General features: G+C 63.4%; 29 protein-coding genes. 20 read left to right on the top strand and 9 right to left on the bottom strand.

All coding sequences use genetic code 11. The annotated features are described in order from the left end of the window. Positions 1-216: 216 nt before the first annotated feature. Both ACK4FK_RS14895 and ACK4FK_RS14890 read left to right on the top strand, forming a co-directional pair. Complete coding sequence (locus tag ACK4FK_RS14895; RefSeq protein WP_409745866.1) at positions 217-843, top strand: M48 family metallopeptidase; 627 nt, start codon at positions 217-219, stop codon at positions 841-843. Between the two features lie 3 nt (positions 844-846). Beyond that, entirely contained in the window at positions 847-2,073 is a 1,227-nt protein-coding gene (locus ACK4FK_RS14890; RefSeq protein WP_409745864.1) for a multidrug effflux MFS transporter, read from the top strand. Here ACK4FK_RS14890 and ACK4FK_RS14885 read toward each other — a convergent pair. Continuing rightward, entirely contained in the window at positions 2,070-3,116 is a 1,047-nt protein-coding gene (locus ACK4FK_RS14885; protein ID WP_409745862.1) for an alpha/beta hydrolase family protein, read from the bottom strand. The genes ACK4FK_RS14890 and ACK4FK_RS14885 overlap by 4 nt on opposite strands. Then, on the bottom strand, positions 3,113-5,215 hold the full coding sequence (locus ACK4FK_RS14880; RefSeq protein WP_409745860.1) for a transglycosylase domain-containing protein: 2,103 nt from the start codon (positions 5,213-5,215) through the stop codon (positions 3,113-3,115). The genes ACK4FK_RS14885 and ACK4FK_RS14880 overlap by 4 nt, the downstream gene beginning before the upstream one ends. Before the next feature lie 155 nt (positions 5,216-5,370). On the opposite strand from ACK4FK_RS14880, the gene ACK4FK_RS14875 reads away from it, so the two are divergent. From ACK4FK_RS14875 to ACK4FK_RS14855, 5 genes are all read left to right on the top strand, one after another. Further along, the gene (locus tag ACK4FK_RS14875) at positions 5,371-5,505 is read left to right on the top strand and encodes a hypothetical protein (RefSeq protein WP_409745858.1); all 135 of its coding nucleotides are present in this window, start codon (positions 5,371-5,373) and stop codon (positions 5,503-5,505) included. Positions 5,506-5,508: 3 nt separating this feature from the next. Beyond that, positions 5,509-6,303, top strand: a complete 795-nt coding sequence (locus tag ACK4FK_RS14870) for a metal ABC transporter ATP-binding protein (RefSeq protein WP_409745856.1) — start codon at positions 5,509-5,511, stop codon at positions 6,301-6,303. Between the two features lie 30 nt (positions 6,304-6,333). After that, the gene (locus tag ACK4FK_RS14865; protein ID WP_409745854.1) at positions 6,334-7,209 is read left to right on the top strand and encodes a metal ABC transporter permease; all 876 of its coding nucleotides are present in this window, start codon (positions 6,334-6,336) and stop codon (positions 7,207-7,209) included. A gap of 2 nt (positions 7,210-7,211) precedes the next feature. Further along, on the top strand, positions 7,212-8,195 hold the full coding sequence (locus ACK4FK_RS14860) for a metal ABC transporter solute-binding protein, Zn/Mn family (RefSeq protein WP_409745852.1): 984 nt from the start codon (positions 7,212-7,214) through the stop codon (positions 8,193-8,195). A gap of 113 nt (positions 8,196-8,308) precedes the next feature. Beyond that, positions 8,309-8,833 (top strand): PAS domain-containing protein, encoded by a 525-nt coding sequence (locus ACK4FK_RS14855; RefSeq protein WP_409745850.1) that lies wholly within the window; start codon positions 8,309-8,311, stop codon positions 8,831-8,833. Positions 8,834-8,911: 78 nt separating this feature from the next. Here ACK4FK_RS14855 and ACK4FK_RS14850 read toward each other — a convergent pair whose 3' ends face one another. The 5 genes from ACK4FK_RS14850 to leuA form a co-directional block, all read right to left on the bottom strand. Further along, positions 8,912-9,250 (bottom strand): P-II family nitrogen regulator, encoded by a 339-nt coding sequence (locus ACK4FK_RS14850; RefSeq protein ID WP_290811128.1) that lies wholly within the window; start codon positions 9,248-9,250, stop codon positions 8,912-8,914. A gap of 201 nt (positions 9,251-9,451) precedes the next feature. Further along, positions 9,452-10,390 carry a U32 family peptidase gene (locus ACK4FK_RS14845; protein ID WP_409745847.1) on the bottom strand — a complete coding sequence of 313 codons (939 nt, stop codon included), beginning with the start codon at positions 10,388-10,390 and terminating at the stop codon, positions 9,452-9,454. Beyond that, positions 10,387-11,379, bottom strand: coding sequence for a peptidase U32 family protein (locus tag ACK4FK_RS14840; RefSeq protein WP_409746084.1), 993 nt, complete (start codon positions 11,377-11,379; stop codon positions 10,387-10,389). Before ACK4FK_RS14840 ends, ACK4FK_RS14845 begins: the two co-directional genes overlap by 4 nt. Positions 11,380-11,381: 2 nt before the next feature. Continuing rightward, positions 11,382-11,939: an SCP2 domain-containing protein gene (locus ACK4FK_RS14835; protein WP_409745845.1), complete on the bottom strand. Its 558-nt coding sequence runs from the start codon at positions 11,937-11,939 to the stop codon at positions 11,382-11,384. Between the two features lie 153 nt (positions 11,940-12,092). Next, complete coding sequence (gene leuA / locus ACK4FK_RS14830) at positions 12,093-13,784, bottom strand: 2-isopropylmalate synthase (protein ID WP_409745844.1); 1,692 nt, start codon at positions 13,782-13,784, stop codon at positions 12,093-12,095. Positions 13,785-14,199: 415 nt separating this feature from the next. Here leuA and ACK4FK_RS14825 point away from each other — a divergent pair, with 415 nt between their 5' ends. The 7 genes from ACK4FK_RS14825 (at position 14,200) to ACK4FK_RS14795 (ending at position 18,599) form a co-directional block, all read left to right on the top strand. Then, positions 14,200-14,901 (top strand): CoA transferase subunit A, encoded by a 702-nt coding sequence (locus tag ACK4FK_RS14825; protein WP_409745842.1) that lies wholly within the window; start codon positions 14,200-14,202, stop codon positions 14,899-14,901. Between the two features lie 20 nt (positions 14,902-14,921). Beyond that, positions 14,922-15,572, top strand: a complete 651-nt coding sequence (locus tag ACK4FK_RS14820) for a CoA transferase subunit B (RefSeq protein ID WP_409745841.1) — start codon at positions 14,922-14,924, stop codon at positions 15,570-15,572. Positions 15,573-15,651: 79 nt separating this feature from the next. Continuing rightward, positions 15,652-16,050 (top strand): DUF6152 family protein, encoded by a 399-nt coding sequence (locus ACK4FK_RS14815; RefSeq protein ID WP_409745839.1) that lies wholly within the window; start codon positions 15,652-15,654, stop codon positions 16,048-16,050. A 5-nt stretch (positions 16,051-16,055) separates the two neighbouring features. After that, the gene (locus ACK4FK_RS14810) at positions 16,056-16,556 is read left to right on the top strand and encodes a hypothetical protein (protein WP_409745837.1); all 501 of its coding nucleotides are present in this window, start codon (positions 16,056-16,058) and stop codon (positions 16,554-16,556) included. Positions 16,557-16,690: 134 nt separating this feature from the next. Further along, a complete protein-coding gene (locus ACK4FK_RS14805) occupies positions 16,691-17,263 on the top strand; it encodes a YbaY family lipoprotein (RefSeq protein WP_409745835.1) in 573 nt (190 codons plus the stop codon). Between the two features lie 180 nt (positions 17,264-17,443). After that, positions 17,444-17,908: an Rrf2 family transcriptional regulator gene (locus ACK4FK_RS14800; protein WP_409745833.1), complete on the top strand. Its 465-nt coding sequence runs from the start codon at positions 17,444-17,446 to the stop codon at positions 17,906-17,908. Beyond that, positions 17,898-18,599, top strand: coding sequence for a class I SAM-dependent methyltransferase (locus ACK4FK_RS14795; RefSeq protein WP_409745831.1), 702 nt, complete (start codon positions 17,898-17,900; stop codon positions 18,597-18,599). Before ACK4FK_RS14800 ends, ACK4FK_RS14795 begins: the two co-directional genes overlap by 11 nt. A gap of 38 nt (positions 18,600-18,637) precedes the next feature. On the opposite strand, the gene ACK4FK_RS14790 is transcribed toward ACK4FK_RS14795, so the two are convergent. Beyond that, entirely contained in the window at positions 18,638-19,078 is a 441-nt protein-coding gene (locus ACK4FK_RS14790) for a hypothetical protein (protein ID WP_409745830.1), read from the bottom strand. A gap of 19 nt (positions 19,079-19,097) precedes the next feature. Then, the gene (locus tag ACK4FK_RS14785) at positions 19,098-19,481 is read right to left on the bottom strand and encodes a YkvA family protein (protein ID WP_409745828.1); all 384 of its coding nucleotides are present in this window, start codon (positions 19,479-19,481) and stop codon (positions 19,098-19,100) included. Between the two features lie 132 nt (positions 19,482-19,613). On the opposite strand from ACK4FK_RS14785, the gene ACK4FK_RS14780 reads away from it, so the two are divergent. From ACK4FK_RS14780 to ACK4FK_RS14755, 6 genes are all read left to right on the top strand, one after another. Continuing rightward, positions 19,614-20,375, top strand: coding sequence for a 3-hydroxyacyl-CoA dehydrogenase (locus ACK4FK_RS14780; RefSeq protein ID WP_409745827.1), 762 nt, complete (start codon positions 19,614-19,616; stop codon positions 20,373-20,375). 243 nt (positions 20,376-20,618) lie between these two features. Beyond that, positions 20,619-21,587, top strand: a complete 969-nt coding sequence (gene mdh, locus ACK4FK_RS14775; protein ID WP_409745825.1) for a malate dehydrogenase — start codon at positions 20,619-20,621, stop codon at positions 21,585-21,587. A gap of 66 nt (positions 21,588-21,653) precedes the next feature. Then, positions 21,654-22,307 carry a lysoplasmalogenase gene (locus tag ACK4FK_RS14770; protein ID WP_409745823.1) on the top strand — a complete coding sequence of 218 codons (654 nt, stop codon included), beginning with the start codon at positions 21,654-21,656 and terminating at the stop codon, positions 22,305-22,307. A gap of 287 nt (positions 22,308-22,594) precedes the next feature. Continuing rightward, on the top strand, positions 22,595-23,614 hold the full coding sequence (locus ACK4FK_RS14765) for an AAA family ATPase (RefSeq protein ID WP_409745822.1): 1,020 nt from the start codon (positions 22,595-22,597) through the stop codon (positions 23,612-23,614). Further along, on the top strand, positions 23,601-26,042 hold the full coding sequence (locus tag ACK4FK_RS14760) for a S8 family peptidase (RefSeq protein WP_409745820.1): 2,442 nt from the start codon (positions 23,601-23,603) through the stop codon (positions 26,040-26,042). The genes ACK4FK_RS14765 and ACK4FK_RS14760 overlap by 14 nt, the downstream gene beginning before the upstream one ends. Before the next feature lie 54 nt (positions 26,043-26,096). After that, positions 26,097-26,291: a YqaE/Pmp3 family membrane protein gene (locus ACK4FK_RS14755; RefSeq protein ID WP_409745818.1), complete on the top strand. Its 195-nt coding sequence runs from the start codon at positions 26,097-26,099 to the stop codon at positions 26,289-26,291. Positions 26,292-26,537 lie beyond the last annotated feature (246 nt).

The raw sequence follows: 26,537 nt of genomic DNA, 5'->3' as shown, positions 1-26,537 counted from the left end.
TCCAATGCTAAAGAAATCCACCCCTAGAGTCGGGAGGGCCGACTTTTTTATGGGTCTTACGATGACGCTCATGCGTAAGATTTGTTACGGTTATATGACAAGGACCGGGCGTTGACCAAGCCTTATTCTGAAACAATCGAAATCGGTACCGACCGGCTGACGGTCGGGAGCAGCAGTTTCCCTTTTTTGGTCAAGCGCGATTCGCGGGCCCGCCGCATGCTGCTGCGCGTCATGCCCAGGGATGGAGCCGTGGTGCTGGTGCTGCCGATGCGGGCAAGCCTGAAATCCGGGCAGAAATTCGTCACCGAACAGGTCGGCTGGATCCTGGCGCGCCAGGAAGAGCGGCCGGAAGTTCAGCCCTGGCGGGATGGCGCCAGCCTGCCGCTGTATGGTGCGCCGCACACCATCCGGCACCGGCCCGGCGCCAGGGGCGGCGTCTGGATCGAGGGCGATGAAATCCATGTCACCGGCCAGGCCGAGCATCTGCCGCGCCGCCTGCGGGACTGGCTGAAGCGCCGGGCACGCGAGGAGTTTGGGGCTGCGGCAAGGGAAATGGCCCAGGGAATCGGCCTCAGCGTCCGGCGCATCACCGTGCGCGACACCCAGAGTCGCTGGGGCAGCTGCTCGGCTCATGGCAACCTGTCGTTCTCCTGGCGGCTGCTGCTGGCCCCACCGCCGGTCGCCCGCTACCTCGTGGCCCATGAAGTGGCGCATCTGAAGCACATGGATCACAGCGTCGCCTTCTGGCATCTCTGCGCCCAGCTGCTGGGCGGCGAGGGCGAGTTGCGTGCGGCGCGCGGCTGGCTGCGCCGCCATGGCGCCGCGCTGCATCTACATGGTTGATCCATGAAGGGCCTGTGGCGTCCGCTGCCGCGCGATTCCACCGCGCTGGTCATCCTGCTCGGCTGCGCCACCGCGCTGGGACCGCTCAGCACCGACATGTATCTGCCCTCGCTGCCGGCGCTGGCGGCAATCTATGGCACCGATGCCGCATCCGTGCAGCTCACCCTCAGCGCCTTCCTCGCCGGTTTTGCGGTGACGCAGCTCATATACGGCCCGGTCTCGGACCGCTTCGGCCGCCGACCGGCCCTGCTGTTCGGCATTGCGCTGTTCACGCTGGCCTCCGTTGGCTGCGCCTTCGCGGCCAGCGTGGAATGGCTGATCGCCTGGCGTTTCGTACAGGCGCTGGGCGCCTGTTCCGGCGTGGTCCTGGGCCGCGCGATCGCCCGCGACCTGTTCGAAGGGGCCCATGCGGCCAGGGCATTGTCGATGATGGCGATGGTGCTGGGGCTGACCCCCGCGGTGGCGCCGATCCTGGGAGGCTATCTGCATGCCTGGTTCGGCTGGCAGGCGAATTTCCTCGCCATGGCGTTGGTCGGCTGCCTGCTGGGCGTCTGCGTGCTGGTGTTCCTGGCCGAAAGCAATCAGCGCCGCAATCCCACCGCCACGCATGTGCGGCCGATGCTGCGCAATTTTGCCAGCCTGATCCGCCATCCGCGCTATCGCGGCTATGTGCTCTGCGTCGCGTTTTCCTACGGCGGGATGTTCGCCTTCATCTCCGGCTCGTCATTCACCCTCAGTCGCGTGTTCGGTGTCGGCGAAACCGTGTTCGGATACTGCTTCTCGCTGATCGTGTTCGGGTATCTGTGCGGCGGTTTCATCGGCACGCGGCTCACGCTGCGGCTGGGTGTCGACCGCATGCTGGGCGTGGGCGCCGCCTGCTGCGCGCTGGGCGGTGGCGGCATGGCGCTGCTGCAAAGCTGGGCCTGGGCCAACGGTCTGGACTGGCATTGGTTCAGCCTGATCGGGCCGATGATGATCTTCACCATGGGTCTGGGCCTGACCATGCCGCAGGGCCAGGCCGGTGCCCTGCAGCCATTTCCGCAGATGGCCGGCAGCGCCGCTTCGCTGATGGGCTTCGTACAGATGGGCGTGGGTGCGCTGACCGGCATTTTTGTCGGCCATGCCCTGAACGAGACGGCGCTGCCGCTGAGCTGGACCGTTGCCGCCATGGGCCTGGCCACCTTGCTGTCGTGGCTGCTGATCGTATGGCGGGGCCGTCCTGCGGCCTAGGGGCTGAGCTTGCCGAGCAGCCAGGTGCTGATCCGGCTGATCACGCCGGGATCGATCTCGCCCTCAAAGCCGGAATCCTTGTCGTTTTGCAGCGGCTTCAGCGCATGGCTGGTGCGCGGCAGAATGATCAGGGCGTGATCGTCGGGTTCGCGCTTCTGCAGGGCGGCATCCAGCGCCAGCGCATCGCGCTCGGCCGAGATCTGGATATCCGCATCGCCCTGGATCAGCAGCACCGGACCGGAATAGCGCTGCGCCAGTGCGGCCGGATCCAGCCTGAACTGGGCCTGCCAGAATGGCCCCAGATAAGACGGATACAGTCCAGCCAGGGCGGGCGGCAGGTTGGCGGGCGCTCTTCCGGTCTCGCGCAGCGCCTTGATGGCGCGATCGTTCTCGGCCATGAACATCCGGCGGTCCGCCGGTTTTGCATTCGCCTCTTTCAGCGAACGGCTGATTTGTTCCCGGATCACGGCATCGACCGGCCGGCCATATGTGGCCGCAAGAATGAGAGCCTGGGGCCTTTCGCCCTCCACCAGGCGCGTGGCGAGATCGAGTGCAATCAGGCCGCCCTCGGAATGCCCGAACAGCCCGGTCTTGCCGGGATCGACAGCCGGCTGGGCGCGCAGGAAGGCATAGGCGGCATAGGCGTCATCAACGAAACGGCCCCAGCTGAAATATTCCGCGTAATCATCCTGGCTGGCCGGCCGGCCGGCTGCATTCGCATGCATGCCGCGCTTGTCATAGCGCAGCGTGGCAATGCCTTTCTCCGCCAGGCCCTCGGCGATCTGGCGTAGCAGGTCGGTGCGCAACACCGGCGGCTGGTTGCCGTCGCGATCCGTCGGTCCGCTGCCCTGGATCAGCACCAGGCCCGGCACCCGGCCCGGCGGTCGCGAGGCCGCGTCGGCGGGCAATGTCAGCGTACCGGCCAGCACGGAACCGTCGCGCGATGAGATGCTGACCTGCTGGTTGGCGGCGCGCTCCGCTGCCTGCGCCGTCGGCGGCACCAGCAGCAATCCTGTCAGCAGGCTGATGAATAGGCGTCTCATTGCCGTACCGGTTGCGGGCCGACCTGCCAGATCATCTGCGGTTCCCCCTGTGAAGTCGAGGGCGGCGGCGCGGCCGGTTCGATCACCGTGCGCGGCGGCGGCGGAACCGGGGCGGGGGAGGCGCTTGCCGGTGTGCCGCTGAACTGGCGCATGATGCGATCCCACAGCGAAGGCAGGCTGAAGGTCTGGCTGGGCGCCTGCGGCAATTCGCTGACCGGCAGGCCCTTCAGCGCATCGTTCATGAAGCTGCGCCAGATCTGCGAGGGCAAACCGCTGCCGCTTACTTTCCTGGTCGGCGAATTGTCGTCGTTGCCCACCCATACGGCCGTCACCAGGTCGGGCGTGTAGCCGACGAACCAGGCATCGCGGTAATCCGAAGTCGTGCCGGTCTTGCCCGCGGCGGGGCGGCCGATGGCGGCTGCGCGGCCGGTGCCGCTGGAGATCACGCCGCGCAGCAGCTCGTTCAGTTCACCCAGCGGTTCGGCAGCGATCATATGGGCATAAGCGCCACCGGTATCGCGGCGGAACAGCACGGCATTGTTGCGGTCGCGGATCTCGATCACGCCATAGGGCTGCACGGCATAGCCGCCGTTGGCAAAGGCGGCATAGGCGGCGGTGAGTTCCAGCACGCCCACCTCGAAGGAGCCCAGCGCCAGCGAGGGATGCGGTTTGAGGTCGCTGGTGATGCCAAGCCGGCGCGCCGTTTCAATCACCCTTTCGCGGCCGACACGTTCGGAAACCTGCACGGCAACGGTGTTGATCGAACGCGCTGCCGCCTCGCGCAGGGTCATGCTGCCGTGATACTGGCCGTCGTAATTGCGCGGTTTCCAGTTGGCGATCTCGATGGGGCCATCCACATACTGGTCGTCGGGGGTGATGCCCTGTTCCAGCGCGGTGAGGAACACGATCGGCTTGAAGGCCGAACCGGGCTGGCGGCGCGCCTGCGTTGCGCGGTTGAACGGACTGTCAAGGTAGTCGCGGCCGCCGATCATCGCACGCACGGCACCATCGGGCGCCAGCGCCACCAGAGCGGCCTGATCCACGTCCTGCTTCTGCGCTTCGCGATCCATCAGGCTGTCGACGGCGCGTTCGGCCCCGCCCTGCAGGCGGCTGTCCATGGTGGTGTAGACGGTGAGGTCGGCGTGATCGCGGCCGACCAGCTGATAGACCTCGTCGATCACCCAGTCGGCGAAATAACGCGCATTGGGCAGCGGCAGGCGCGAGCGCGCCAGTTGCGTCGGCTTGGCGATCGCTGCCTCGGCGGCTTCCGCCGTGATGAAGCCGGCATCGGCCATGTTGCGCAGCACCTGCGCGGCCCGGGCCTGGGCGGATTTGATATTGCCGGTCGGCGCCAGTTTCGACGGCGCCTTCAGCAGGCCGACCAGCATGGCGGATTCGCCCAGGGAAAGCTTGGTCGCCGGCTTGTCGAAATAGCGCTGCGCCGCCGCCTCCACGCCGTAGGCGCCGGCACCGAAATACACGCGGTTGAGATACATCTCCAGGATCTGGTCCTTGCTGAAGCGTTGCTCCAGCCGGAAGGCCAGCATCAGTTCCTGCACCTTGCGTTTCAGCGTGCGGTCGCGCTCCAGGAACACGTTCTTGGCGAGCTGCTGCGTCAGGGTCGAGCCGCCCTGCACCACGCGGCCGGCGCGCAGGTTGGCCAGGGTGGCGCGGGCCAGGCCGATGGGATCGACCCCGATATGGCTGTAGAAGCGGCGATCCTCGGTGGCGATCAGGGCCTGCGGCAGGTGGGCGGGCAGGGTCTTCAGGGCCTGGTGTTCGCCGTAGAGGTCGCCATAGGTGGCCAGCACCATGCCGTCGGCGGCCTTGAGCGTCACCGAACTGCGGCGCTCGACGATATAGAGATCGTCGAAATCCGGCAGGTCGTAGGCATACCAGGCAAACAGGGCGCCGCCGGCCACCAGGCCCCAGATTCCAACCAGCAGGGCGAAGCGGGACAAGCGGCCGATAAGGCCTGGCCTGGCCTGGCGCCGTTTGCGGCCGGCGGCGGAATTGGCCGGCTTGTCGTGGCCCGAACCGGACTTGCCCGAACCAGACTGGGCCGAATTGGACTTGGATTGGCGGGACTGGCGGGCCATGGCGCGGGCAATGCTGTTTTTCTGTTGAGGATGTCCAGGCCGGCGGAATCACCGGCGCGGCCGGTGTGCCAGCCGAATGTGACCGGTTTAGGGCATGAGGGTTGACGTCCGGTGAATGGGGTTTATGTTATATAATAACGTCATCTGGAATTCCCATGCCGCGCCGTCCGCCCCACTTCGACCTGCCCATCGCAGTCCTCACCGCTGCGTGGTGGATGCGCATGGCCGCGCTGCTGCCGGTGATCGCCGCCCTCTGGGGCGCGGTCTGGTGGGCCATGGCGGTGGAGTGACGCATGACCGCAGCCGTCTCGCCCGCGCCGTCCGGGGAAATCCGCCTCGACAATGTCACCGTGGCCTACGACCGCCATCCGGCCGTGCACCATGTCAGCGGCCGTTTCGCATCCGGTTCGCTCACCGCCATCGTCGGCCCGAACGGTGCCGGCAAGTCCACCCTGCTGAAGGCGATCGTCGGCCAGTTGCCGGTCGCCGACGGCAGCATCGAGCGCGGCCCGCTGAAGCCGCGCGACATCGCCTTCCTGCCCCAGCAGGCCAGCCTCGACCGCGCCTATCCCATCTCGGTGCTGGAGGTTGTGCTGCTCGGCCACTGGCAGCGCGTCGGCGCCTTCGGCGGCATCGGCCGGGCCGGCATCCACGCGGCGCGCGAAGCCCTGTCGGCCGTGGGTCTGGAAGGCTTCGAGCAGCGGCCGCTCGGCACGCTGTCCATCGGCCAGGCGCAGCGCGCGTTGTTTGCCCGCGTGCTGGTACAGGATGCCCGCGTGATCCTGCTGGACGAACCCTTCAATGCGTTGGATGCCCGCACGGTCGCCGACCTGCTCGCGCTCCTACAGCGCTGGCATGGCGAGAAGCGCACCGTGATCGCGGTGCTGCATGACTTTGACCTGGTGCGCCAGCATTTCCCCGAGGCGCTGTATCTGGCGCGGCGGCTGATCGCCTGGGGGCGCATCGACGAGGTGCTGACGCCCGAGAACCAGCTCGCGGCACGCCGCATGGCCGAATCCTGGGACGACGCTGCGCCGCTTTGCGATACCGGGCATGATCATCATGCCCATCACGGCCACGCGGCCTGATCCCCCTCTGCCAGTACACCGGAGCCGCGCATGGGCGCCGCCATGTTTGATTTCCTGTTCGCCCCCTTCGCCGAGTTCGCCTTCATGCGGCGGGCGCTGGTGGCCTGTTTTGCCCTCTCCTTGAGCGGTGCGCCCATCGGCGTGGTGCTCATGCTGCGGCGCATGAGCCTGTTTGGCGAGGCGATGAGCCACGCCATCCTGCCGGGCGCCGCTGTCGGCTTCCTGGTCGCCGGCTTCTCGCTGCCCGCCATCAGCCTGGGCGGCATCGTTGCTGGCCTGATCGTCGCGCTGGCTGCCGGTGCGGCCACGCGCGCCACCGACCAGCGCGAGGATGCCAGCTTCGCCGCCTTCTACCTGATCGCGCTGGCGCTCGGCGTCACGCTGATATCCACCCGCGGTTCGGCGGTGGACGTCATGCACATCCTGTTCGGTTCGGTGTTGGCGGTTGACGAAGCGGCTTTGCTCTTGCTCGGGGCGGTGGCCAGCCTGACTCTGCTGATTTTCGCCGCCATCTATCGTCCGCTGCTGGCCGATGGCTTCGATCCGGAATTCCTGCGCAGCGTGGGCGGCGGCGGCGCGCTGTATCACTTCATCTTTCTCGGCATGGTCGTGGTCAACCTGGTCGCGGCCTTCCAGGCGCTGGGCAGCCTTATGGCCGTCGGCCTGATGATGCTGCCGGCGCTGGCCGCGCGATACTGGACCCGGTCGCTGATCGCCGCGATGGCGGTCGCCGTGCTGATCGCGGCATTGTCGGGCTATTGCGGCCTGTTGCTCTCCTTCCATGCCGACCTGCCCTCGGGCCCCTCCATCGTGCTGTTCGCCGGCGCCGGCTATCTGCTGTCGCTCGCCTTCGGTCGTCAGGGCCTGATCTTGTATCTGCGCCAGAGGCGCCACCTGGAGGCCTGATCATGATCCGCGTGATTGTTGCATTCGTCGCCGCGCTGCTGCTGACCGGGCCGCTGCAGGCCCAGGTCCAGGCCCAGACCCAGACCCAGACCCAGCCGAAGCTGAAGGCGATTGCCAGCTTCTCGATCCTGGCCGACATCGTGGCCGAGATCGGCGGCGAGAAGGTAACCGTCGCCACGCTGGTGCCGGCGATGGGCGATGCCCATGTCTACCAGCCCAGCCCGGCCGATGCCCGCGCCGTGGCCAGCGCCGACCTGCTGGTGGCCAATGGCCTCAATTTCGAAACCTGGCTTGATCGCCTCGTGTCGGCCTCGGGCTTCAAGGGCCGCCGCATCGTCGCCGCCCAGGGCATCAAGCCGCGGCAACTGGGCGACCATCACCACCATCACGGACACGGCCATGGCCACGGTCATGGGCCCGGCGGCGCGCCGGACGATGATCATGACGATGCCAAGGACGATCCCCATGTCTGGCATGACCTGCAGCGCATGCAGGCCTATGTGGCCAACATCGCCAACGGTCTGGCCGCGGCCGATCCCGTCAATGCCGATTACTATCGTACCCGCGGCCAGGCCTACGCCGCGCAGCTCAGGGAGATCGACCAGTGGGCCGCGGTCGAGTTCGCCCGCCTGCCGAAAGCCTACCGTAAGGCGATCAGCCAGCACGACGCCTTCGGCTACCTGGCCGACCGCTACCAGATCGAGTTCCTTGCGCCGCAGGGGATGAGCACCGAGTCGGAAGCCTCGGCCGAGGCGGTGGCCCGGCTGATCCGCCAGATCAAGCGCCAGCGCATCCAGGCGGTGTTCTTCGAGAACGTGGTCAATCCGCGCCTGATCGAACAGATTGCCAAAGAGGCCAAGGTCAAGGTCGGCGGCCGGCTGTATTCCGATGCCCTCTCAGCCCCTGGCGGCGAGGCCGACAGCTTCGTCAAGATGTATCGCCTCAATGTCAGCCGGCTGATCGAGGCCATGCGCCGCGATAGTTGAATGACGGTAAATTCTACCTGCCCTCGCGGAGAGGCTTGATCTGCGTCAATTGGCAGTGGGTGGACCACCGGTAATTTGCAAGAATTGCAATATTACCCAACCGCAGAGCCCGCATGACCAAGTACGACAGGGTGCCGACCAACACGGAGATCTTCTTCGGCGAGGAGGAGATCATCGTCAGCAAGACCGACACGCGCGGACGCATCACCTACGCGAACGACATCTTCGTGCGGGTCTCGGGCTATTCCGAGCATGAGCTGATCAACGCGCCGCACAGCATCCTGCGCCACCCGGATATGCCGCGCTGCGTGTTCTGGCTGCTGTGGGAAACCATCTCGAAAGGCAACGAGATTTTCGCCTATGTGAAGAACATGGCGAAAAGCGGCGACTTCTACTGGGTCTTCGCCCATGTCACGCCCAGCTTTGACAAGCAGGGCCAGATCATCGGCTATCACTCCAACCGCCGCACGCCCGACCGCAAGGCGGTGGAGGCCGCGGCCGGGCTATACAGCCAGCTGCTTGCCATCGAGAACAAGTACGAAGACCGCAAGCAGGGCATGCAGGCCGGCATCGACACGGTGCTGAAGCTGCTCGGCGACAAGGGCATCACCTACGACGAGCTGGTCTTCTCGCTCTGACTCGCCGATAAAAGACAGACCCGGCCGCAGGAGCTGCAGCCGGGTCTGTCGTCAGGGAGCCGGATGGTCGACGGCGCCTTACAGGGCGTCGTCGTCGGTCTCGCCGGTGCGGATGCGCAGGGCCTTCTCCAGGTCGACCACGAAGATCTTGCCGTCGCCGATCTGGCCGGTCTTGGCGGCATTCTGGATCGCCTCGATCACGCGATCGGCCAGCGCGGATTTCACCGCCACCTCGATCTTGACCTTCGGCAGGAAGCTAACGGCGTATTCCGCCCCGCGGTAAATCTCGGTATGGCCTTTCTGCCGGCCGAACCCCTTCACCTCGGTGACGGTCAGGCCCTCGACGCCGAGGCTGGTAAGCGCCTCGCGCACCTCGTCGAGCTTGAACGGCTTGATGACTGCCATGACCAGTTTCATGTGTGTCACTCCTCAGCATTGTTGGCCGCAAACCGGTCTTGCCCGCGCGGCGCGTCGTCGCCCAACCGGTCTTTCAAGAAGCGTGCCGGTTGCAGCCAGCGAGTCGCCGGCCACTTTAGCCCGCTGTGGACCCGGCCGGGAAGCGGAAGGGCGGCGGGGCTGCCCAAAACGCACCCTCGCTGCAAAAATAATAGGCAATGATCAGGCGGCGTCAGGGGGGGCGAACCGGGCCGAAACCAGGCTGCGGCCTTCGCGGCCGTGGATGAAGCCGTTGGAAAACCGCAGATCGCCCGCCAGCGCGGCCAGTTGGCCGCATGCCGCGGCCGGGTCCAGCCGCTGCCCGGCCACCGCGCGGAATATCCGCGCCACCGCCACCATGTCCAGGTTCTGCGGCGACAGACGGAAATGCCGGATGCCGGCGGCCCGCAGGCCGGGGATTTCGCCGGCCAGGTTCAGGCAGGTCTGCGACAGGGTCTGGGTGCCGTTGATGGCCAGGAAGGCCTCGCCGTCCAGCGTGCTCACCGTGCGGCCATCGGGGTCGGCTCCGCAGGCATAGCGGCAGGAATCCTTGTGCAGGCCATGGGCGCGGGCATGGAAGCAGCGCGCCGAGATCGCCAGCGGCATCCGCCCGAAGACCAGCACCTCCAGCGGCACGGTTGTGGCCTTGGCAAGGGCTGTTATCCCGGTGCCGGGCAGTTCCGGCGGCAGACAGACCCGCACCGCGCCCTGCCGGGCCAGATAGGCCAGCGTGCCCTCGTTATAGACATTCACGAATGGCCCGATCACATGCGGCCGACCGGCCAGCCGGCGCACCGCGCCCAGATCGTTGGCCTCGACCATGAAGCCGGTATCCTCGGCGCCGTCGATCTGCGCCGCCGTCATCTTTGTCTCGCGTTCGCTCATCACCAGCGCGCGCGAGGCCAGCACCACCTGCTTGCCGCCGCGCTGCAGCCGCTCGATCAGGTCGGGCAGCAGCGGATCGAAAAAGGGCGCGCGTTTCGAGCAGACGATCTCGCCCAGATGCACGATGTCGATCTCGCCCTCGTCGGCGATGCGGGCGTAGAAATCGCTCATCTGTTCGGCCGGCCAGTGGAACAGCACCGGACCGAGCACGAGTTTCGTCGAATGGTCGTCTGTCATCGCCAGCCCTTCCGGTACGCGCCCGAGGTGTCCTGCTGGCCCTCGGCCAGCCGGCGCAGGGCGGCAGCGGCGGCATCCGGGGCTTCATCATGCGCCAGCCCGTCCACCAGCGTACGGAACTGCCGCACCACCTCGGCCACATAGGCCCGGCCGCGCTGCCGTCCCTCGATCTTCAGCGCCTTCACGCCGGCCGCAGCCAGGTCGCGCAGGATTTCGCCCGTACTCAACGAGGTGGGTTCCTCGAACAGATAACTGGCATAGCTGCCCACGCTGAAGCGGCCCTTGCACAAAGTCGGGTAGCCGGCCTTCTCGCCCTTGTCGAAGACGTTGATGGTCGAACCGCCCAGACTGGAGACCAGCGCCTGGCCGCGTTGCTCGTAGCGCACATGGCTGGCCGGCGAACACACGCCCTGGCGGTTGGGCGACTGGCCGGTCACGTAGGACGACAGCGAGCAGCGGCCCTCCGCCATCGGGCACATGCCGCCGAAGGCGAACACTTCCGTCTCGACCGGAATCTGGCGCGTCAGCTGCGCGATCTCGGCCACCGTGAGGACGCGCGGCAGCACCACGCGGCGCACGCCAAACGCCTCGTGATAGAAGCGGATCGCGTCGGCATGGGAGGCGGCGGCCTGCACGGAAAGGTGCAGCCGCAGATCGGAGTGTTTCTGCGCCGCGTAATCCAGCAGGCCGATATCGGCGATGATCACCGCATCGGCGCCCAGGGCTGCCGCATCGTCGATCGCGGTATGCCAGGCAGCCTGGTTGCCGGCCGCAGCATAGGTGTTGATGGCAACAAAGACCTCGCGGCCGCGCTGATGGGCATAGCCGATGCCATCGCGCAGTTCCGGCTGGCTGAAATTCAGGCCGGGGAAATTGCGCGCGTTGGTCTCGTCGCGAAAGCCAACATAAACCACATCGGCGCCGGCATCGACGGCATCGCGCAGGGCGGCCGGCGTGCCGGCCGGGCAGACCAGTTCGAGGGAAACCATGCTCATGCCGTATGGCTCCGGACAGGATTGAACCGCCTGTGCAGGCGGGCGGCAAAGCCTGTCATCCTGCGCCCCAACCGTTCGGCCGGCGCGGCGAAGGGGCCAAACGCGGATGTCGCATCGGCGATCAGGTCGATGCCGGCATCGTCGACGGCATTGCGCAGGGCCACCGCCACCTCCATGTCGCCCTCCACGACCAGGTCGCGCGAGAAGAACAACGCGTCGCCGTCGATCCGGCCCTCCAGCAATTCGACCAGCGTGGCGATGTCGGCGCGGATGGTGGCGCGTGGCTGATTCACCCCGGCTGAATCCACTCTGGCCGGATCGACCAGCTGCAGGCGCGGCGCCTGCGGCGGCGGCTGCAGCGTGATCAGCAAGGCGATGGGCAGGTCCAGCGGTGCCACCAGGCAGGTGGCGCCGGCGAAATCAGTCAGTCGTTCCGGCAGCGCGCCATGGCGCCGCACCAGCAGGGCGGTAAGCGCGTTGAGCAGATGTTCGGTCAGGTGGCGGTTGCCGGGCAGCAGCAGGAAGCGGCGCAGCGGCGTCTGGACGGATATCACGGCAATCGCTCCGGCACGGGACAATGAAAAGACTGTCCGCGTGGTAGGAGTGTGGCGGCGATCCGTCTTTGACGTGAGTCAAAGAGGGGGAGCTGCGGGCTCCCCCTCCTTGATCAGGTTTGACATGGGGCAAATTGCGGTGGCGACTCGCGATCAGGCTGCGAGCATGCGATTGGCCGCCGAGGTCACCGCCTTAAGCGAGGCGGCAACGATGTTGCGGTCGCGGCCGACGCCGAACAATGTCGAACCGTCAGCGCGTTTCACCTCCACATAGGCCACGGCCTCCGACGAGGCGCCACCATTGCTGGCGCTGGGGGCGATGGCATGCTCGCGATAATCCACCAGATTGATGGTCACGCCGGCATGGCGGCCCAGCGCATCGATATAGGCATCGATCGGTCCGGTTCCCTGGCCCTGCAGCTCAACGGTCTTGCCGCCATCGCTGATACTGGCGGTCAGGCTGCGCTGCTCGCTCTTGTGCGGATCGGGCAGGGTGCGGTGGCCGATGAAGCCGAAGCGGCCGGCCGGCTGCTTGAGGTATTCGCTCTCGAAGGTGTCCCAGATCAGCTGCGGGCCGATCTCCTTGCCGCTGGCATCGGCGATCCTCTGGATCACCTGGCTGAATTCGATCTGCAGGCGGCGCGGCAGTTCGAGGCCGTAGTCGTTTTCCAGAACATAGGAAATGCCGCCCTTGCCCGACTGGCTGTTGATACGGATCACCGGCTCGTAGGCGCGGCCCACATCGGCCGGATCGATCGGCAGATAGGGCACTTCCCAGATGCCGTCATTGCGCTGGGCCTGCGCCGCCATGCCCTTCTTGATCGCATCCTGGTGCGACCCGGAGAAGGCCGTGAAGGCCAACTCGCCCACATACGGATGGCGCGGATGTACCGGCAACTGGTTGCAGTATTCCGCCGTGCGGGCCACGGATGTGATGTCGGTGAAATCCAGTTCGGGGTCCACGCCCTGGCTGAACAGGTTCATCGCCAGCGTCACCACATCCACATTGCCGGTGCGCTCGCCGTTGCCGAACAGCGTGCCTTCCACGCGGTCGGCGCCGGCCATCACGCCCAGTTCCGCCGCCGCCACGCCGGTGCCGCGGTCGTTATGCGGATGCAGGCTTAAGGTTATGCAGTCGCGGTTCTTCACCTTGCGCAGGAAATACTCGATCTGGTCGGCATAGATGTTGGGCGTGCTCATCTCCACCGTGGCCGGCAGATTGAGGATGATCTTCTTCTGCGGCGTGGGCTTGATCACGTCCATCACCGCCTCGCAGATCTGAACGGCGTAATCAACCTCGGTGCCGGTGAAGCTTTCCGGCGAATACTGGAACACCCAGTCGGTCTCCGGCGCCGCATCGGCCAGCTGCTTCACCAGCGCCGCGCCATCGGTGGCGATCTTGGTGATGCCGGCCTGGTCCAGGCCGAACACCACGCGGCGCTGCAGCGTGGAGGTGGAGTTGTAGAAATGCACGATGGCGCGGTGCACGCCCTTCAGGGCCTCGAAGGTGCGGGTGATCAGTTCCGGGCGGCACTGGGTCAGCACCTGAATGGTCACGTCGCCGGGGATCGCCTTGCTCTCGATGATCTCGCGCACGAAGGCGAAATCGGTATCGGAGGCCGACGGGAAGCCCACTTCGATCTCCTTGAAGCCCAGCTTCACCAGGGTGTCGAACATGCGGCGCTTGCGCTCCGGGCCCATCGGCTCGATCAGGGCCTGGTTGCCGTCGCGCAGGTCGACGCTGCACCAGATCGGCGCCTTGGTGATGGTCTTGTTCGGCCAGGTCCGGTCGGGCAGGGGCACCGGCTGGAAGGGTCGGTATTTGTGGAAATTCATCTTGTTCATGGTCTTCGCTCCTGAAGCGAAAGGAAATTGCGTTCGACGGTGTAGGGATGGGGCCGTCACACGGCCGCTGACAGAGGCCCGCTGTTCAGCGGCCGCTGGTAAGTCGAAGCGTCAGGAGCGCGGCCGCGCAGGCGGCGGGGCGCTGGAAACCAATGATTTTGCGGATGGACTGGACAGACATGACAACCGACCGGCTGGTTCGACAACACACACGCTCAGCGATGACCCGACCCTGCTTACAGGATCGGGCAGCTAAGAAGGAGGGTGTGTAGCCGGCGAATTTTGTTCATATCGCTAACAAATTGCCAGCCGGGCGCCCCGGCGTCAAGTCGGGCGTTGCCGGGGGGCGGCGGCGCGGCTAATGTCCCCGCGTTTCAGGGACTTGAACCCTGCACCCAAGGTCTAGGAAGAGGGCATGAACAAGGTTTATCCGAATGCGAAGGCCGCGCTTGAGGGCATCACGCGCGACGGCATGATGGTGATGTGCGGCGGTTTCGGCCTCAGCGGCCTGCCGGAGCGTCTGATCGACGCGCTGATGGAAAGTGGCGCCAAGAACCTCACCTGCGTGTCCAACAATGCCGGCGTCGACGGTGCCGGACTGGGCAAGCTGCTCGCCACCCGCCAGATCAAGAAGATGATCTCGTCCTATGTCGGCGAGAACAAGATCTTCGCCCAGCAATACCTGGCCGGCGAACTGGAACTCGAATTCAATCCGCAGGGCACTCTGGCCGAGCGCATCCGCGCCGGCGGCGCGGGCATCCCGGCCTTCTTCACCAAGACCGGCGTGGGTACCCTGATCGCCGAGGGCAAGGAAGAGCGCGTCTTCAACGGCGAGCGCTACATCATGGAGACTGGGCTGGTCGCCGACCTCTCGCTGGTGAAGGCCTGGAAGGGCGACACCGCGGGCAACCTGGTCTACCGCAAGACCGCGCGCAACTTTAACCCCGCGATGGCCACGGCCGGTAAGATCACGGTGGCGGAGGTGGAAGAACTGGTCGAACCCGGCCAGCTCGATCCCGACCACATCCACACCCCGGGCATCTACGTGCAGCGCATCATCTGCGGTGCGCCGTATAACAAGATCATCGAAAACCGCACCGTGCGTAAGCGCGGCTGAGCCAGAAGGAGAGCAAGATCATGGCTTGGACCCGCGATGAAATGGCCGCCCGTGCAGCGAAGGAGCTGAAGGACGGCTACTACGTCAACCTCGGCATCGGCATTCCCACGCTGGTATCGAACTTCATCCCCGAGGGCGTCGACGTCGTGCTGCAGTCGGAAAACGGCATGCTCGGCATGGGCCCCTTCCCCTACGAGGGCGAGGAAGATCCCGACCTCATCAATGCCGGCAAGCAGACCATCACCGAACTGCCGCATTCCAGCTTCTTCGGTTCCGACCAGTCGTTCGCGATGATCCGCGGCGGCCATATCGACCTCTCCATCCTCGGCGCCATGCAGGTGGCCGAGAATGGCGATCTGGCCAACTGGATGATTCCGGGCAAGATGGTCAAGGGCATGGGCGGCGCCATGGACCTGGTCGCCGGCGTGAAGCGCGTCGTCGTCGTCATGGAACACAATTCCAAGGACGGCGAGAAGAAGCTGCTCAAGAAATGCGACCTGCCGCTCACCGGCGCCGGCGTCGTCGACATGGTGATCACCGACCTGGCCGTCTTCACCATCGACAAGAAGAAGGGCGGCATGACCCTGATCGAGCGTGCCCCCGGCGTGTCGCTGGAGGAGCTGAAGGCCAAGACCGGCGCGGACTACACCGTCGCCGACAGCGCCAAGTAACCTGCCGATCGCAGGGAAGGGCCCCGGCGCAAACCGCCGGGGCCCTTTTTTATGTCTGGCATCGGCCTAGATTGCTGGCATGCTGGTGCGAATGGAGGAGATCATGCTGCATCGCCGTTTTCTGCTCGCCGGTTCCGCCGCTGCCGTATTCGCCCTTTCCGGAGCGGCGCCGTTCAGCCTCGCCCTGGCCCATCACGGCTGGGGTTCCTACGATGCCACGAAAACGCTCACCCTGGACGGCGTGGTGGATAAGGTGATTCCCGACAATCCCCATGGCGAGCTGATGCTGAAGGCCGACGGCAAGGTCTGGCAGGTCATCCTCTCGCCGCCTTCGCGCATGGCCAACCGCGGCAAGCCGATTGCCGAGATCAGGGCCGGCGACCGGCTGGTCGCCGTGGGGTATGCCAGCAAGACGCATGCGAACGAGATGCGCGCCGAGCGCATCACCCATAACGGCGTGACCGTCGAGTTGCGCTAGGCCGCATGGATCACACGGCAGACGCACATCCCTGGCTGGTCGCGCTGGAGCAGTCGGGGCTGGGGGCGGCGATGCGCCAGTCGCTGCTGCTCTATCCCGCCGTCGAGATCCTGCACATCTTCGGTTTCGTCGTGCTGGCCGGCAGCATCCTGGGCTTCGACCTGCGCGTGCTGGGGATTGGCCGGCACCTGCCGCTGGCGCCCTTCGCGCGTCTGGTCGTTCCGCTCTCGGCGCTGGGTTTCGCCATCGCGGTTCCATGCGGATTCCTGCTGTTCGTCACCGAGGCCACCAGCATCGCCGCCAATCCGGCCTTCCAGGCCAAGCTGGCCTGCATCGCCATCGGCCTGATCAACATCGCATTGTTCCATCTGGGGCCCTGGCGCAGCATGGCGGCATGGGGCGCGCCCGGCGGTTTGGTTCCCCCTGCTGCGAAACTGGGAGCCGTGGTCTCTCTGCTGGCCTGGTCTGGCGCCATCATCGGCGGCCGGCTGATCGCCTATCTGTAGGCGCGGAACCGCACCGGGCCTGCGGCGTTTCTTCTCCGACCGGATATCGGACAGCGGATCGTTTTGCCGCGCCATCCCGCGATGGCGTGCGGGCGGTTTGCTGTCTCCGGACCTCGCAGTCAAGGAGAAGACCCATGATCCCGCGTCGTTCTTTCATCGGTATTGCCGCCGCTGCCATCGCGCTGTCGTCAGTCGCAGCCTGCGCCGCGCGCAGCGATGCCGTGTCAGGCACGGTATCCTATCGCGAAAGGCTTATCCTGCCGGCCGATTCGCAGGTGGTGGTGCGGCTGGAGGATATCTCGAAGGGGCAGTCCTATCCCCAGGTGGTGACCGAGCAGCGCATCCTGCCCAACAGCAGCGGCGTCACCCGCTTCGCGTTGCCCTATCGCCATGGCGAGATCAACCCGAACGCCACCTATGTGGTGAATGCCTGGGTCGAGCAGGGCGGCCGCATCCTGTTCCGCAACGCCAAGGTCTATCAGGTGCTGACCAAGACCGCGCCGAGCAGCCATATCGACATCGAGCTGGAGCAGGTGGCGGCCATGGTGGTGCCGGCCCCGGCAACCGCCGCCACGGTGGTGCCGCCCGGCGGCACGGTGATCGTGCAGCCTGCCCCGCAGGGCAGCGTCCCGGCCAATACCTATGTGGTGCAGCCGGCGCCTGCCACCGCGCCGCCGGGCAGCGTGATCCTCAATCCGGCGCGCTAAGCATCAGCCGCTAAGCATCAGCCGCTAAGCATCAGCCGAGGTGTTGAGTTCAGGGCCCGTCCCCGCGTGGGGGCGGGCCCTGATTTTTGCCGCAAGCTTCTCCCCCATCGTCTGGCAGCGGCGGCAAGCCCTTGATGCGGACTGTTGACGGGTCTCTTTTCATGTAATATATAATGTTACATGAAAAGAGACAGCAAATTATCGGGTGTGCTTCATGTGCTGCTGCATATGGCGCAGCGGGATGCACCGGCGACATCCGAAATGCTCGCAAAAGCGATGCAGACCAACCCGGTGGTGATACGCCGAATCATGGCGGGGCTGCGCAAGCGCGGCTATGTGCATTCGGAAAAAGGGCATGGCGGCGGTTGGACGCTTGCCTGCGACCTCTCGAAGCTCACGTTGCGTGATGTCTACGAGGCGCTCGGCGAGCCTTCGCTCCTGGCGATTGGCAACAGGACCGAAGCGCCTGGCTGTCTCATTGAGCAGTCGGTCAACGCCGCGCTGGGCCGAGCCTTCGATGAAGTCGAAGCGATGTTGTTGTCGCACTTCGCCTCGGTGTCGCTCGGGCAGCTCAGCGACGACCTTCGCAATCGACTGGCCGATCGCAGGCAATCTTGCGATCTGGAGGCGGTTCATGTCGGATAATGGCGCGATGCAGGCGCTGCTTGCAGCCTTTAACGATCCCGAGCATGCACGTCGCTACAGTGACGGTCCCCAACGCTTCGTCCCGGCCATTACGGACCTGCATCGCATGACTGCGATTTTGCTGGCGGAACGTGCCCCCAAAGATGCCCGCGTGCTGGTGCTGGGAGCTGGCGGCGGTCTTGAGTTGCGGGTCTTCGCGACTGCGCAGCCGAGCTGGACCTTTGTCGGCGTCGATCCAGCCGGTGCCATGCTCAGCGAGGCCAGGCGCGCACTCGGTCAGGATGCGGCGCGTGTCATGTTTTGCGAGGGATATATCGATGATGCCCCCGAAGGCCCGTTTGACGCCGCGACCTGTCTTCTGACCCTGCACTTCCTGGCAACCGAAGAACGCAGACGCACGCTCGCCGAGCTTCGTCGGCGGCTCAAGCCCGGTGCTCCGTTCGTGGCGGCGCATTCCAGCTTTCCGCAGAGTGGCGACGCTCGTCTCCTCTGGTTGTCGCGTTATGGTGCTTTCGCGCGCGCATCAGGCGCCGATTCCGCACAGGTGGAAAAGATGATCGCGACATTGGACGCGCATTTGCCGATGCTTGCTCCCGAGCAGGACGAGGCCATCCTCCGCGATGCAGGCTTTTCGGATATAACCATGTTCTATGCCGCTTTCACGTGGCGCGGCTGGATCGCTTACGCGTGATGCCTTGCCCGACGCTGATCAGTCTGACGGGATGCCGGTCACGGACAGGGCACGTCGCGGAAGCTGTAGATGCGATCGTCGGCCGGGCTGAAATCGGGGCGGCCAGGCCTGTCGCCGCGCTGCAGAGCCCATTCCGGCGAAATGGTGGTCTGATAGATCTGGCAGACCGCGCTGCCGTCCCGCATGAGGCGGTGATACTCGGCCTTCGCGGCCCAGCGCCCGGCGCCGTCGAGTAAACGCGTCTCGCCGTTTTCCACCGCCACCCGCCAGCGCAGCGGCGCGCCGTCGCGCACGCGCAGCGTCACCGGGCCGGCGGTGGGCGGCAGCATCACATCCTCGGCCAGCTCGTGACCACCGGCCAGCACGCTGCCGGCCGCGAAAGACAACGGTGGGGCGGGATCGTTCGCCTGCGCCTGTGCGACCGAAGCGATCAGCAGAAGCGGAGCAAGCAGCAGAAACAGGGAAGGCAGCCGGGTCATGCCGGCCAGCCTACACCGCTCACGCCTGTTTGCGCAGGGCCTCCAGCCGCTCGCGCGCCTTGTCGCGGTGGCGGTCGGTGATGCTGGTCTCCACCGCGCGGATCGCGGCCAGGATCACGGCCAGGTCGTCGCCATAGCCCATGGCGCCGAAAACATCGGGGATCACGTCCAGCGGCACGATGAAATAGCCGATGCTGCCCAGCAGGATCGCCTTGGCGCCCAGCGGCGTTTTCGGGTCGATGGCGGCGTAATAGGCCGCCAGGAAGGTCTCGGCGAACGGCAGGTGGCCCAGCACGCGTTTCAGCTTGCGCCAGAAGCGCCTGGCCAGGCGCGGCTGTTCCAGGCGCAGGCGGGCGGGATCGGCCGGCAGCTGGTAGGCGGGCGGATTGGGATCGATCAGCACGTCCCGGATATGGGGGGCGATGCCGCCTGCCGCAAGGGCAGGACTAGAGCCCCAAAGTCTCGTCAGGGGGCGGCCGATCTGCTAGAACCCGGCGACTTCGTTATGGATACAAACGATCAGGAGGAAGGTTCCATGCAGTTGCAGGGCGTAGGCGCGATTGTCACCGGCGGCGCATCCGGTCTGGGGGCTGCCACCGCGCGCGAGCTGACCAAGGCCGGCGCCAAGGTCGCCATCTTCGACATGAATGCCGAAATCGGCGAGCAGACCGCCAAGGAGATCGGCGGCGTGTTCGTGAAATGCGACGTGGCCGACGGCCCGGGCGGCGAGGCCGCCGTGAAGGAAGCCATTGCCAAGGTCGGCCCGGTGCGTGTGCTGGTCAACTGCGCCGGCGTCGGCACGCCGATGAAGGCGGTGGGCAAGGACGGCCCGGTCGCGCTGGAGAAGTTCATCAAGGTCGTGCAGATCAACCTGGTCGGCACCTTCAACATGATCCGCCTGGTCGCGCACCACATGCAGCAGCAGCCGGAAATGGCCGACAAGGAACGCGGCTGCATCATCAACACCGCCTCGGTGGCGGCCTTCGACGGCCAGATCGGCCAGCCCGCCTACGGCGCCTCCAAGGCCGGCGTGCATGGCATGACCCTGCCGCTGGCGCGTGAATTCGCCCAGTTCGGCATCCGTGTCTGCACCATCGCGCCGGGCCTGTTCGGCACGCCGATGATGTTCGCCCTGCCGCCCGAGGCGCAGGAGAGTCTGGGCAAGTCGGTGCCGTATCCGTCGCGCCTGGGCCGGCCGGAGGAATATGCCGCACTGGCGCGCCACATCTGCGAGAACGTGATGCTGAACGGCGAGACCATCCGCCTCGACGGCGCCCTCCGGATGGCGCCGAAGTAAAACATCTCGTGGATGGCCGGGCCAAGCCCGGCCATGACGTTTATTAACGAGACAATCCTTTCGTCATGCCCGGACTTGATCCGGGCATCCACGCCTTGCTTTTTACGGCCGCCGGTCAACCGGCGGCCTTTTCTTTACCCTTCGGAGGGGGCCGGGAGCCTTGCCGGCCTGCGCGATTCCCGCTACCCCTTGGGCCGACCATTTCCACCCCAGAATAGACGCAAAACCCGGAGGTTTTTCCCCATGGCGCGCAAGAAAATCGCCCTCATTGGCGGCGGCAATATCGGTGGCACGCTGGCCCTGCTGGCCGGCATGAAGGAACTGGGCGACATCACCATCTTCGACGTGGTGGAAGGCCTGCCGCAGGGCAAGGCGCTCGACATGGCCCAGGCCGGCGCGGTGGAGGGCTTCGATGCCAAGCTGCGCGGCACCCAGGACTACAAGGACATCGCCGGTTCGGACGTCATCATCGTCACCGCCGGCGTGGCGCGCAAGCCGGGCATGAGCCGCGACGACCTGCTGGGCATCAACATCAAGGTCATGCAGGCGGTTGGCGCCGGCATCAAGGCCCATGCGCCCAACGCCTTCGTCATCTGCATCACCAACCCGCTGGATGCCATGGTGTGGGTGCTGCGCGAGGTCTGCGGCCTGCCGCATAACAAGGTGATCGGCATGGCCGGCGTGCTCGACTCGGCCCGCTTCCGCCATTTCCTGGCCGAGGAATTCAATGTCTCGGTCAACGACGTGAACGCCTTTGTGCTGGGCGGCCACGGCGACACCATGGTGCCGCTGATCCGCTATTCCACCGTGGCCGGCATCCCGGTGCCCGACCTGATCAAGATGGGCTGGTCGACCCAGGAGCGGATCGACAAGATCGTGCAGCGCACCCGCGACGGCGGCGCCGAGATCGTCGCCCTGCTCAAGACCGGGTCGGCCTTCTACGCTCCGGCCTCCTCGGCCATCGAGATGGCCGAGAGCTATCTGAAGGACAAGCGCCGCGTGCTGCCCTGCGCCGCCTGGCTCGACAAGGGCCAGTACGGCCAGACCGGCCTCTATGTCGGCGTGCCGGTGGTGATCGGTGCCAACGGCGTGGAGAAGATCGTCGAGATCGAGCTCAACGCCGAAGAGAAGAAGATGTTCGAGCATTCGGCCAATGCCGTGAAGGGCCTGGTCGATGCCTGCAAGCAGATCGATCCGAGCCTGGGCAAGTAAGCCACTAGAGATCGGAGTAATCCGGTGACCGAAGCGGCGCGCCCAACAGCCACGGGCGCGCCGATTATGTGTCGCGGTGCCGTAAAACCCGCCCGGGGTAATGGCACGCTCTACCTCTTCGCCGGCCCGCTGCTGCCCGAGATCGTCTGGCTGAAGGCGGCCGTGAAGGGCGCGGTCTGCCCGCTGCTGGCGCTGGCTTTGTGGGCTTCGCGCGGCGGCGATGCCGATGCCAAACGCCTTGCGCTCGCCCTGCTGTTCTCGGCGGCCGGCGACGTCTTCCTGGCGGTGGATCGCGTCGGCCTGTTCGTGCCCGGGCTGGCCAGCTTCCTGGTCGCCCACCTGGTCTATCTCTGGCAGTTCGTGGCGCGCCGTCCGCGGCCGTTCACGCTGCCGCCGGCGCGCAGACTGGTGGCGCTGGGCATCGTGGCCGGCATCGGCGTGATGCTGGTGCTGCTCACGCCCGGCCTGGGCAAACTGCTGGTGCCGGTCTATGCCTATATCGCCGCCATCGCCGCGATGGCGCTGGCCGCCACGACCCTGCCCGGCCGGCCGCTGGTGATGCTGGGCGCGCTCAGTTTCATGATCTCGGACTCGCTCATCGCGCTCGACAAGTTCGTGGCGCCGATCCCCTTCGTCGGCCCGGCGATCTGGATCACCTATGTGGCTGCGCAGGCGATGATCGTGCTGGGCTGGAAAACAGCGCGTCGTTTCGCATTTTAGACATAATCCCTGCCGCCATTCGTTGTGACGAACCAATTCCAGTAGCAACGAGAATATGCAGCGCCTTCTTAAAGGGCAGTCATTGTTTATCAAAGGGTTAGACAAGCCGCAATCTGATTAGCCATCAGAACGGGCTCAAAACCCTTGCCTTTAGCCATAGTAAAGATTGACTTCCCTCCGACTTAGGAGTGAGTCAAGTTCTTAACGTTTTGGGGGGCACCATATCCCGATTCGCTTCGTTCGACTCAGCAAGTCGAATTGTTGCTCGCGAATGGTGAGGTAATAGCATGGCAACTGCGGATCAAATATTAGCGTTAGTTCGCAGCTTTATTGCTGACGAAAATGATCGTTTTTTGGCTATAGCGTCGCAAGTTGCTACTCATGAATCGCGCCAAGGTCATCACGAGGTTGCTAGGCAGCTAAAGGATTTAATTGAGAGCGCGAAGCGGCGGCAGACCAAATTGAGCCCTTCCAGGCGGCCAGTCCCCATAATTCAGCCGAAAGGGGAATTGGCAAATCTTTTAAGTGCGTCATTTCCAGAAGATCGTCTTAGTGATCTTGTATTGTCCTCAGAGAATCATCTCCGATTAAAGCAAGTCATCCATGAGCAACGTCAACGCGATAAGCTTGCTGCGCATGGCTTAGTGCCGCGTCACAAACTCCTTCTCATCGGACCGCCTGGGACAGGTAAAACGATGACTGCACGAGCATTGGCAGGCGAATTGCGCTTGCCGCTGTTTGTCGTGCGTCTAGATGGTCTTATTACGAAATTTATGGGGGAAACTGCTTCCAAGCTCCGGCTCGTATTTGAGGCCATCGCGGAGTCGAGAGGGGTGTATTTATTCGATGAGTTTGATGCCCTTGGTGCCCAGCGGGCTGCCGACAATGATGTTGGCGAAATTCGAAGGATACTTAATTCGTTTCTTCAATTCCTTGAGGCCGAGACCGCGAACAGCATCATAATCGGCGCAACTAACCATCCTGAAATTTTGGATAAGGCGCTCTTTCGTCGGTTTGATGATGTAATCACTTATACGCTTCCTGACCCAGCGGCCGTGGAGGAAGTGATTCGCAATCGGTTGGCTAATTTCGATACAGCCAATCTTGAATGGGTGAGTATCAGATCATCCGCGCAAGGATTAAGCCAGGCAGATATTGTTCGGGCCTGTGAGGAAGCTGCGAAAGCTGCAGTACTTGAGGATTCCAAGCGCATAAGTGAGAGTTTTCTACTAGACGCCTTTGAGGCGAAACGGCATGCTAACCGCCTACAACTACAGATAGGCGACATAAGGAATGCCGGACGCTAAGCGGTCACGCCATCTAATCGCAACTGAGTACGGAAAAGCTCGAAAATACCTCGCGCCGAGTGGCGGTCCTCAGGAAAAACCACGACGTATCCGTCAGCGGCATGGCAACAAGATTCGTGGTGATTTAGCGAAAGCAGTGGAAAACGCTTATGTAGAAGCGGGTCAGCTTATCGGCGTAGAAAAAACACCTCCAGGTATTTATCTGACATTTGAAAGTGCTAGTGGCTACCTCTTGCCTCTGGACAATCTTGAGAGCGCGGGAAAGGGGATCGAAATTGCGAATGTCACCGTCATAGACGGAGTTATGCGTGCGACAGTATTCGTTCCCAATGGCGCAGAAGAGTTTTTTCGCAAAAAAATAAATGAATATCTCACGAAGGAAACGCGCACGAACAAGCCACGTCACGCCCCACTTGTTGATGCAGTCGAATCAATCGCATTGTCCCAACTGACCTATTTGTGGACAGATGATCCGAATCGCTTTCCCGTCGATGATACCGAAATTTGGTGGGAAATATGGCTACGCTCTGATAGCGCCCAAGAGTTCCAGGCGGCATTAAACGTAGTGGGTGTTGTTAGAAGTTCTGGGGAACTACATTTTCCCGGCAGGACAGTTATCGCTGCCCGAGCGCGCCCATCTCAGTTAAATATTCTAAGGTATTCGACAGGAGCCATCGCAGAACTGCGGCGGCTTCCAGAGACACCTTCATTTTTCTTAAACCTTAAAGCGTATGAGCAAGCCGAATGGGGTGCAGATCTCGTTGGCCGTTTGACACCACCAGATGATGATGCCCCTGCGGTGACTGTTCTGGATACGGGCGTCAGTAGAGCTCATCCTTTAATTGCGCCAATTTTGAGTGATGCGGACTGGCATACATACGATCCTGCTTGGTCTAGAGGCGACAACGCTGGTCATCAGGCTCATGGAACAGCGATGGCTGGGATCGCAGGCTATGGGGACTTGCAAGGGCTTCTGGAAGAAGCAGAGCCTATTTCGGCCACTCACCGTCTTGAATCGGTTCGCATCCTCCCACCGCATGGTGCGAACCCCCGAGAATTATATGGCCCTATTACCATTTCAGCTGTCGCTCAAGCCGAGTTTAACGCGCCAGATCGGTTACGCGTTTTTTGTATGGCAGTGACTGCTGAGGAGACTAATGGACGCCCATCATCTTGGTCTGCCTCAGTAGACGAATTGACTTTTGGGACGCTAGATGGCGTAAAAAGGCTCTTCGTCATTTCCGCAGGAAATGTGAACAACTCGACGAATCTGTGTGATAGCTATCTCCAGAGAAGTGCAGAGTCGCCTATCGAAAGCCCAGCGCAATCTTGGAATAGCCTTGTTGTTGGCGCTTGCACGCATAAACACGCTATTAACGATCGTACTTATGCTGGTTGGCGTCCGTTGGCCAGCCCCGGAGAGTTAAGCCCGTTCTCCCGAACATCTTGCTCGTGGGAGTTTAGATGGCCCACCCGCCCTGATGTGGTTTTTGAAGGCGGAAACTTAGCCGTCGACCCGCTAGGCACTCAGTGGGCAGACATAGATGACTATGGGGTGCTGACAACTCACGCCAATGTAGCCGCGCATACATTCGATATTATTCATGCCACGAGTGCGGCGAGCGCTCGAGCGTCGAACTTCGCAGCTCAACTTTTTGCGCATGAGCCAAGCCTTTGGCCAGAAGCTGTTAAGGGTCTAATTGTCCACTCCGCCAGTTGGTCTCGGGAGATGCATGCAAAATTCCTAGCAGCGAGTAAGCGAGAACGAGGACGGCTGCTGCGAATTTATGGCTACGGAGAGCCTGATTTGGAGCGTGCTAAAGGCTCCACTTCGAACGAAGTCACAGTGGTAGCGATGGATGAAATTAAAGTAGTAAAAGAGAAAAAGATTCCGGAATTGCGTTTTTATGACTTGCCATGGCCAAAAGATATTCTCGATGAACTCGGAGATGCCGAAATAAAATTACGCGTCACTTTGTCCTATTTCGTTGATCCCAATCCGGGCAATAGAGGTTGGAAGGGGCGCTACCGTTACTCCTCTTATGGTCTTCGTTTCCATTTGAAAAAATCATTGGAAAACGAGGCCGAGTTCCTGGCCCGCGTTAATTTGGCTGATCGAGATGATGATTATGCAGCCCCAATCGTTGAAGATGATAATTGGTTTTTGGGGGCGCAGCAGAGAGATCGAGGGGCCTTACACTCAGACATTTGGGTAGGTACAGCGAGCGAATTAGCAGCGCGAGACAAATTGGTGGTGGCCCCGATTGGTGGCTGGTGGAAGAGCGCTCTAAATGAAGCCGATGCTCGGTACGCACTGATTATCTCGATATCCTGCGAAAATGATGTTGACCTATACAGCGCTATATTTGCGGAGTTGAAGGCGTTGGCGACTGTCCGCACTTCCGTGGAAACTGCAATCGAGGTTTAGTGCCTTAAGACCTTCTATATTAAGGTTGTTTTGTAATTCAACGGAGAACCCGCCATGCGCCTGCTGCTCGCCATTTTCCTGCCCTTCATGGTGTTCTTCACCATCGGGCGGCCGATTGCCGGCATCATCTGCCTGATCCTGCAGGTAACCCTGATCGGCTGGATTCCGGCGGCGCTGTGGGCGGTCTATTCGCTCAGCCAGTACAACACCGCGAAACAAATCGAGCAGGCGACCGGGCGGCGCGGGTAACACCCGGCATCCAAACTGCGTCTTGAAACTCTGCAATTTCCATGTACTATATATGTTCTCGTAGGAAGCGCTTTGCATGCATGTGTATTCGAGTCACTGGAAGCCGAGTCTGACGACCAGTTGCAGTTCATGGCATGTTGAAAATCCGGTTTTATATGAATCAATAACTTACCTATGCAAAACCATCGCAAAACGATTCAAAATCCATCGCATCCGGCGGCAAATCCCGGCGCAGCGGCGCAACCA

The sequence above is a fragment of the Ferrovibrio sp. genome (assembly GCF_046297895.1).
In the GTDB taxonomy this organism is placed as follows: Bacteria; Pseudomonadota; Alphaproteobacteria; order Ferrovibrionales; family Ferrovibrionaceae; genus Ferrovibrio.
Note: the sequence above shows the minus strand (reverse complement) of the source record. Positions and strands in the feature narration are given on the sequence as shown.

Bases quoted from the DNA above. Each gene is read 5' to 3' on its own strand.
- ACK4FK_RS14895 (WP_409745866.1), top strand. From the start codon at position 217: ATGCTGCTGCGCGTCATGCCCAGGGATGGAGCCGTGGTGCTGGTGCTG.
- ACK4FK_RS14890 (WP_409745864.1), top strand. From the start codon at position 847: ATGAAGGGCCTGTGGCGTCCGCTGCCGCGCGATTCCACCGCGCTGGTC.
- ACK4FK_RS14885 (WP_409745862.1), bottom strand. From the start codon at position 3,116: ATGAGACGCCTATTCATCAGCCTGCTGACAGGATTGCTGCTGGTGCCG.
- ACK4FK_RS14880 (WP_409745860.1), bottom strand. From the start codon at position 5,215: ATGGCCCGCCAGTCCCGCCAATCCAAGTCCAATTCGGCCCAGTCTGGT.
- ACK4FK_RS14875 (WP_409745858.1), top strand. From the start codon at position 5,371: ATGCCGCGCCGTCCGCCCCACTTCGACCTGCCCATCGCAGTCCTCACC.
- ACK4FK_RS14870 (WP_409745856.1), top strand. From the start codon at position 5,509: ATGACCGCAGCCGTCTCGCCCGCGCCGTCCGGGGAAATCCGCCTCGAC.
- ACK4FK_RS14865 (WP_409745854.1), top strand. From the start codon at position 6,334: ATGGGCGCCGCCATGTTTGATTTCCTGTTCGCCCCCTTCGCCGAGTTC.
- ACK4FK_RS14860 (WP_409745852.1), top strand. From the start codon at position 7,212: ATGATCCGCGTGATTGTTGCATTCGTCGCCGCGCTGCTGCTGACCGGG.
- ACK4FK_RS14855 (WP_409745850.1), top strand. From the start codon at position 8,309: ATGACCAAGTACGACAGGGTGCCGACCAACACGGAGATCTTCTTCGGC.
- ACK4FK_RS14850 (WP_290811128.1), bottom strand. From the start codon at position 9,250: ATGAAACTGGTCATGGCAGTCATCAAGCCGTTCAAGCTCGACGAGGTG.
- ACK4FK_RS14845 (WP_409745847.1), bottom strand. From the start codon at position 10,390: ATGACAGACGACCATTCGACGAAACTCGTGCTCGGTCCGGTGCTGTTC.
- ACK4FK_RS14840 (WP_409746084.1), bottom strand. From the start codon at position 11,379: ATGGTTTCCCTCGAACTGGTCTGCCCGGCCGGCACGCCGGCCGCCCTG.
- leuA (WP_409745844.1), bottom strand. From the start codon at position 13,784: ATGAACAAGATGAATTTCCACAAATACCGACCCTTCCAGCCGGTGCCC.
- ACK4FK_RS14825 (WP_409745842.1), top strand. From the start codon at position 14,200: ATGAACAAGGTTTATCCGAATGCGAAGGCCGCGCTTGAGGGCATCACG.
- ACK4FK_RS14820 (WP_409745841.1), top strand. From the start codon at position 14,922: ATGGCTTGGACCCGCGATGAAATGGCCGCCCGTGCAGCGAAGGAGCTG.
- ACK4FK_RS14815 (WP_409745839.1), top strand. From the start codon at position 15,652: ATGCTGGTGCGAATGGAGGAGATCATGCTGCATCGCCGTTTTCTGCTC.
- ACK4FK_RS14810 (WP_409745837.1), top strand. From the start codon at position 16,056: ATGGATCACACGGCAGACGCACATCCCTGGCTGGTCGCGCTGGAGCAG.
- ACK4FK_RS14805 (WP_409745835.1), top strand. From the start codon at position 16,691: ATGATCCCGCGTCGTTCTTTCATCGGTATTGCCGCCGCTGCCATCGCG.
- ACK4FK_RS14800 (WP_409745833.1), top strand. From the start codon at position 17,444: ATGAAAAGAGACAGCAAATTATCGGGTGTGCTTCATGTGCTGCTGCAT.
- ACK4FK_RS14795 (WP_409745831.1), top strand. From the start codon at position 17,898: ATGTCGGATAATGGCGCGATGCAGGCGCTGCTTGCAGCCTTTAACGAT.
- ACK4FK_RS14790 (WP_409745830.1), bottom strand. From the start codon at position 19,078: ATGACCCGGCTGCCTTCCCTGTTTCTGCTGCTTGCTCCGCTTCTGCTG.
- ACK4FK_RS14780 (WP_409745827.1), top strand. From the start codon at position 19,614: ATGCAGTTGCAGGGCGTAGGCGCGATTGTCACCGGCGGCGCATCCGGT.
- mdh (WP_409745825.1), top strand. From the start codon at position 20,619: ATGGCGCGCAAGAAAATCGCCCTCATTGGCGGCGGCAATATCGGTGGC.
- ACK4FK_RS14770 (WP_409745823.1), top strand. From the start codon at position 21,654: ATGTGTCGCGGTGCCGTAAAACCCGCCCGGGGTAATGGCACGCTCTAC.
- ACK4FK_RS14765 (WP_409745822.1), top strand. From the start codon at position 22,595: ATGGCAACTGCGGATCAAATATTAGCGTTAGTTCGCAGCTTTATTGCT.
- ACK4FK_RS14760 (WP_409745820.1), top strand. From the start codon at position 23,601: ATGCCGGACGCTAAGCGGTCACGCCATCTAATCGCAACTGAGTACGGA.
- ACK4FK_RS14755 (WP_409745818.1), top strand. From the start codon at position 26,097: ATGCGCCTGCTGCTCGCCATTTTCCTGCCCTTCATGGTGTTCTTCACC.